The 6,234-nt window shown below is 31.7% G+C and carries 6 protein-coding genes; all 6 read left to right on the plus strand.

Going from position 1 to position 6,234, the window contains the following annotated elements; genetic code table 11:
• The first annotated feature begins 127 nt into the window (after positions 1-127).
• Positions 128-1,081, plus strand: coding sequence for a toprim domain-containing protein (locus FOL89_RS13975; protein WP_144283418.1), 954 nt, complete (start codon positions 128-130; stop codon positions 1,079-1,081).
• Positions 1,082-1,340: 259 nt separating this feature from the next.
• The gene (locus FOL89_RS13980; protein ID WP_144283419.1) at positions 1,341-2,504 is read left to right on the plus strand and encodes a hypothetical protein; all 1,164 of its coding nucleotides are present in this window, start codon (positions 1,341-1,343) and stop codon (positions 2,502-2,504) included.
• Between the two features lie 113 nt (positions 2,505-2,617).
• Positions 2,618-4,177 carry a type I restriction-modification system subunit M gene (locus FOL89_RS13985; RefSeq protein WP_144283420.1) on the plus strand — a complete coding sequence of 520 codons (1,560 nt, stop codon included), beginning with the start codon at positions 2,618-2,620 and terminating at the stop codon, positions 4,175-4,177.
• 9 nt (positions 4,178-4,186) lie between these two features.
• Complete coding sequence (locus FOL89_RS13990; RefSeq protein WP_144283421.1) at positions 4,187-4,933, plus strand: DUF3800 domain-containing protein; 747 nt, start codon at positions 4,187-4,189, stop codon at positions 4,931-4,933.
• Positions 4,930-5,415 carry a hypothetical protein gene (locus tag FOL89_RS13995; protein WP_144283422.1) on the plus strand — a complete coding sequence of 162 codons (486 nt, stop codon included), beginning with the start codon at positions 4,930-4,932 and terminating at the stop codon, positions 5,413-5,415. The genes FOL89_RS13990 and FOL89_RS13995 overlap by 4 nt, the downstream gene beginning before the upstream one ends.
• A 138-nt stretch (positions 5,416-5,553) precedes the next feature.
• Positions 5,554-6,234 (plus strand): restriction endonuclease subunit S (locus FOL89_RS14000; RefSeq protein ID WP_185146985.1); only part of this gene is annotated, 681 nt, incomplete at its 3' end.

Below are 6,234 nucleotides of genomic sequence, written 5' to 3' on the forward strand. Positions count from 1 at the left end.
AAATTCAAGTTTGTTGAGTTGTTGAGCTTTTGTTGAATGACTAACTATTATAAAATCAATCATTTATTGTGTTTTCTCAACAATTCTACAGAAAATCACAATAATTAATACCCGAAAAATCTACAAGATGAATTGCAGACAATTTAATACAATTCCGTTGGAAGAAGTCCTTCAAATTCTCGGACACCTTCCAACAAAACAAAATGAAAAAGAAGCTTGGTATTGCAATCCTTTTTCCACAGAAAACCAAGCCTCTTTTAAACTGGATAAAAGAAACAACATTTGGTATCTCCATTCCGAAGGCATTGGCGGAAACAATACCGATTTTATGCAAAAATATTTGAAAGCTTCCGTAAAAGTGGTTTTAGAATGGGCAGAAAATCAAATTTTTTCTTCTTTTCAACTGCAAAATAGTATTCAAAAACAAAATAGCTTAAAACAAAACTATCAAATCACAGAAATTAAAGAACTTCAAAATGAAAATTTGAAAGATTATCTTCAACAAAGGGGGCTTTCGACAAAGGTTTATCCGTTAGTCAAAGAAATTCATTTTAGGATTGACCAGAAAAACCTTTATGCTATCGGTTTTGAAAATCTTTCTGGAGGTTGGGAACTGAGGAATTCATTCTACAAAGGTTCATTACTAAAGAAAGATATTTCAATCCTAAATTTCAATAATGAAAGCCACAGTCAAAATGAAACAGGAAAAAGAATAGTCGTTTTTGAAGGTTTTATGGATGCATTATCTTTTGTTGAAATGAAACCATTTTACAAAGGCGATGTATTGGTGATGAATTCCATTTCATTATTGAATAGAACCAAAGAATATTTAAAAAACTATTCCGAAATCCATTTGTTTTTAGACAATGACAAAGCTGGAGAAACTTGTAAAAATTCAATTCTGAAATCATTTCCCGAAGCAAAAGATCATTCCGAAATTTATGCTCTACACAAAGATTTAAATGACTATTTAAAATCAAAAAAGGAAAACAAAAATTCAATAGAAATTTCAAACTCCATTCTGAAAACTGAAGAGGAAGAAATAAAACAACCCCATCAAATTTACCAAAGAAAACGTTGAAAATGCGAGCGCATATTTTTTACCAACTACACGCAGAAGTTAGGAGCTCATTCGCAACTTTGAAGGTCGATACTCTCCCAACAAAGTTTCTTCTTCGCTCTGCGAGGCTTTAACCTGTATAAAATAGTACAAGGTTCAATCTTCTTAACCTGTAAAAAATAATGGAAGGTCATTGTACAACCTGTATAAAATAGATACAGCTTGTTATGTAACCTGAATAAAAAAGACACAGGTTTAATCATCATCAAATGTAACAAAAATGAAGACATCAATCAATTTCAAAGCGGCAAAATCTGATTCCGAAATTCATAATTTCAGGAAGAAATCATTTGATTACATCCGCAAAGATTTAACTCATAAAAACGAATATTGGATGGAACAAAAAATTGCAGACCGACTACTAAAAATAGAAGCTTTTTGCAAAGAAAAATCGGGCAGAAAATTACAGAAAAATGCAATGCCCATTCGGGAAGCGGTTGTAGTAATTAAAGAAAATACAACGATGCAGGATTTGCATAACCTATCAAAAAGACTTGAGGAAGAATTGAAAATCCGAGTTTTTCAAATTGCTATCCACAAAGATGAAGGACATTATGATAAAGACACCAAAGAATGGAAACCGAATTATCACGCTCATTTAGTTGCAGATTGGCAAGATTTGGAAACTGGAAAAACCTTAAAACATCAATCTTTTCATTATTCCAAAATGCAGGATTTGGCAGCGGAATGTTTGGAAATGGAAAGAGGTATTTCAGGTTCATTAGCAAGATTGGAAGCTGTTGAATTTAAAATCAAGAAAAAGGAAGAAGATTTGAAAATTTTGGAGGAACGATACAATGAAATAAAAACTGAATTGGAATCTAAAAAATCTGAAGATTTAATTGTAAAAGAATCCGATTTTTTGGGTTTTCAGAAAATAAAAACGGATAAAACCATTGAAAACTACAAAAAGGCAATCAAAACGAATAACATTCTAATCCTCAAAAACAAAACAGAACTGGAATCCAAAGAGAAACAAATTGTAGAACTGAAAACCAAAATTGAAAGTCTAAAAAAAGAAGTTTTCTTTTTCAAAAGCAAAAACTCCGCTCTCTTAACCAATGAAACCGTTTTTGCTGTTGAAAAGAAAAAATATCTGGAATCAATAGTTAATGTGATTAAGAGAACCATTGAAAATGAACGTTTGAAAGTATCTTTTTATGACCGCTTAAAATCTAATAATTTCAAAATTTCTGATGAAGTTGCTAGGATTTGTGAAAAAATAGCACAGGAAAATAATATTCCAGATTCTGCGTTTGTGGAGATTTTTAAAGATTCAAATAAAACTGCTTATATTTTTAATTTGTTGACTGTTAGAAAATATACAGTAAACCAAAATGAGGACATTAGAGAATATGTTAAAAATAAAAGATTGGGACGATAATGATTTATTCTAATTATTAGATTTTTTTAAGTAATGTACTAAGTCAAAAAATTAGTATTTTAGCAAAACCTTTGGGTTTCAAAATCCTTAATTTAATAACACACATTTTTCAAATGTCAGAAGAACAAAAGAAAATACTAGAACAACAGCTCTGGAATATAGCCAATACGCTACGTGGGAAAATGAATGCCGATGAATTCCGAGATTATATTTTGGGATTTATTTTTTATAAATATTTGGCTGAAAAAATGGAAATTTTCGCCAATTCCATTTTAAAAGAAGATAAAATCCAATTCAGAGAAATAAAAGAAGATACCGTAGAAGGTTCAGCATATATTGATGCGATTAGAGAAGAAGCATTGGAAACCTTAGGATACTTTCTAAAACCTTCTGAACTTTTTAGCGAAATAGCCAAACGTGGAAATAGTGATACCAACACATTTATTCTAGAAGATTTACAAAAAATATTGACCAATATTCAGTTGAGCACAATGGGAACCCAAAGCGAAGAAGATTTTGATAATCTCTTTGAAGATATGGATCTCAACAGTACCAAACTGGGCAAAACCGCCGATGCAAGAAACGAAATTATTGTAAAGGTGTTACTACATTTAGATGAAATTGATTTTCAACTCAATGATACCGAATTAGATGTTTTAGGCGATGCTTACGAATATTTAATTGGTCAGTTTGCAAGCGGAGCAGGAAAAAAAGCAGGCGAGTTTTATACGCCTCAGGAAGTTTCTAAAATTTTGGCAAAAATTGTTACTACAGGTAAGAATAGGTTGAAATCGGTTTACGACCCTACTTGTGGTTCAGGATCTTTGTTATTAAGGGTTGCAAGAGAAGTAAAAGATGTAAGCAATTTTTACGGACAAGAAATGAACCGCACCACGTACAATCTTGCTCGAATGAATATGATTCTTCACGGCGTACATTATCGTCAGTTTGATATTAAGCAAGAAGATACGTTGGAGCATCCACAGCATTTGAACGATATGCCGTTTGAAGCCATTGTGGCGAATCCTCCTTTTTCGGCGAATTGGAGTGCGAATCCTTTGTTTTTAAACGATGACCGTTTTAGTCAGTACGGAAAGTTAGCACCTTCTAGCAAAGCCGATTTTGCTTTCGTTCAGCATATGATTTATCATTTGGCAGAAAACGGAACAATGGCTATTGTGTTACCACACGGTGTACTGTTTCGTGGTGCAGCCGAATTGCATATTCGTAAATATTTAATTGAACAGAAAAATTATTTGGATGCCGTCATTGGTTTACCTGCCAATATTTTCTACGGAACCAGTATTCCTACTTGTATTTTGGTGTTTAAAAAATGTAAAGAAGATCCTGAACACATTTTGTTTATTGATGCCAGTAAAGAATTTGAAAAGGTAAAAAACCAAAATATGCTGAGGGAAGAACACATCAATAAAATTGTAGAAACCTTTCGCAATAGAACAGTTATTGAAAAATACAGTCATTTGGCAACCTTACAAGAAGTGGCAGATAATGATTACAATCTTAACATTCCTCGTTATGTAGATACTTTTGAAGCCGAAGAAGAAATTGACATTCAAGCGGTAATGCAAGAAATAAAATCTTTGGAAGCAAAACGTGCAGAGCTGGACAAAGAGATTGATGTGTATTTCAAAGAATTGGGACTTGTTTTTTAATTTTTTATAATGAAGCCAACAATCAATATATATTGCGATGAAAGTTGTCATTTACAGAATGACAAAGAGCCTGTTATGGTTATCGGGGCTGTTTATTGTCCGATTGAAAAGAAGGAAGAAATTTTTGAAAGATTGTATAGTTTTAAACTCAAACACAACCTTATTCCTAAAAATAAAAAGAATGATAATGAAAATCGCACCTACTATGAACTAAAATGGAACAAAGTTTCAAAATCAAAAATCGAGTATTACAAAGATGTAATCAATTATTTTTTTGATGATGATGACTTGCAGTTTCGGGTGCTTGTAGTTTCTAATAAATCTGCAATAGATTATGAAAAGTTCAATCATACACACGATACATTTTACTATAAAATGTATTTTGGAATGTTGAAAGCTATCTTGAATCCTGAAAACTCTCATCATATCTACATAGATATTAAAGATACCAGAAGTAAAGAAAAAGTTCACAAACTGGAACAGGTTTTAAGGAATGACAAATACGACTATTCTAAAGAAATTATTAAAAAAGTACAACAGGTAAGATCTCACGAAGTAGAAATTTTGCAATTGACAGATTTGTTAGTGGGAGCTACCGCTTATGTGAATAGAGGATTAGCAAACAGTAAAGCAAAAAATGAATTAATCAATCTCATTAAACACCGTTCTAAATATTCCTTAACAAAATCTACATTGCTAAAAGAGAGAAAGTTCAATGTTTTTATTTGGGAACCACAAAAACCTTATTTTGTATGAGTTTAGTATTTCCTGAATTAATACCATTTAGTGATTTTGGCGGTGATTTCACGTCATATTTTGAAGCAGTTTATTTGGTTTTTCATAATGATTTTATTAAAACTCAACCCAATTATGAAGGGCTAAAAGTAGCTGTAAGAAAATATCCTGAAGTGGACGGAATGCATCGTACATTTTACCATATTACCCACGAAGGAGAAGACGAAGCTAATAGAAAACCAGATTTTAGAAGAATGGAACGTATCCGTTTTCCAAAGTTTGTTATAGAAAACTTTGAACACGAAGAAATCCTCATTTGGAAAAACGTAAGAGGTAAAGACGAACGGATTGTTTTGTTTAATGAAACCGAAAATTATATTGTGATTTTAACCGACAGAGGAGAATATTATATGTTCATAACGGCTTACTATATTGAAACAGAACATAGAAAAAGAAAGCTATTAAAAGAATACGAAGCGTATATAAAAGCCAAAACCGCTTAGCGGAACTAAACGGCTTCTTATACTCCTTTAACACTTACAACCAATAAAGGAATGGTTACTGAGCTTTTGCAAAGATACACAATAAAAATAAAAAAGCAAATAGATTAAATCCTTAATGCTGAAAAAGAAGATAATAGTATGACCGATATACAAAAAGAAAATAAAAGTGGTGGTAAAGTTCCAAATTTGAGATTCCCAAGCTTTGAAGGAGAGTGGGAAGTGAAGAAGTTGGGGGATGTAGCAGAAAAAGTAAATAGTGGTAAAACTCCTTTAGGTGGAGATGCAGTTTATACAAATGAGGGAGTCTTATTCATACGAAGTCAAAATGTAAATAATGACAAATTAGAATTAGAAAATTCTGTATTTATTCCAGAATCGGTAAATATTCAAATGAAAAACAGTGTGGTAAAACCTCACGATATACTTCTAAATATAACAGGTGCATCACTAGGAAGAAGTTGTGTAGTTCCTGAAAACTTTAAGATTGGAAATGTTAATCAACACGTATGCATAGTAAGGTTGACTCAAAATTATAACCCTAGATTTGTTCAACCAATATTGTCTTCGAATAAAGGGCAAACCATTTTTAATAGCTTACAAACAGGAAGTGGTCGAGAAGGGTTAAATTTTGAAAGTATTAAAGGAATTAAATTATTTTTTCCTGATAAAAATGAGCAAACCAAAATTGCAACCTTTCTTTCACTCATTGACGAACGCATTACAACCCAAAGTAAAATAATTGAACAATTAGAAACCTTAATTAAAGGGCTAAGTGAAAATTTATTTTCTCAAAAAATTAGATTTAAAAAATTTGAGAAG

Source organism: Chryseobacterium echinoideorum, from assembly GCF_007474535.1.
In the GTDB taxonomy this organism is placed as follows: domain Bacteria; phylum Bacteroidota; class Bacteroidia; order Flavobacteriales; family Weeksellaceae; genus Chryseobacterium; species Chryseobacterium echinoideorum.

Bases quoted from the DNA above. Each gene is read 5' to 3' on its own strand.
- FOL89_RS13975 (WP_144283418.1), top strand. From the start codon at position 128: ATGAATTGCAGACAATTTAATACAATTCCGTTGGAAGAAGTCCTTCAA.
- FOL89_RS13980 (WP_144283419.1), top strand. From the start codon at position 1,341: ATGAAGACATCAATCAATTTCAAAGCGGCAAAATCTGATTCCGAAATT.
- FOL89_RS13985 (WP_144283420.1), top strand. From the start codon at position 2,618: ATGTCAGAAGAACAAAAGAAAATACTAGAACAACAGCTCTGGAATATA.
- FOL89_RS13990 (WP_144283421.1), top strand. From the start codon at position 4,187: ATGAAGCCAACAATCAATATATATTGCGATGAAAGTTGTCATTTACAG.
- FOL89_RS13995 (WP_144283422.1), top strand. From the start codon at position 4,930: ATGAGTTTAGTATTTCCTGAATTAATACCATTTAGTGATTTTGGCGGT.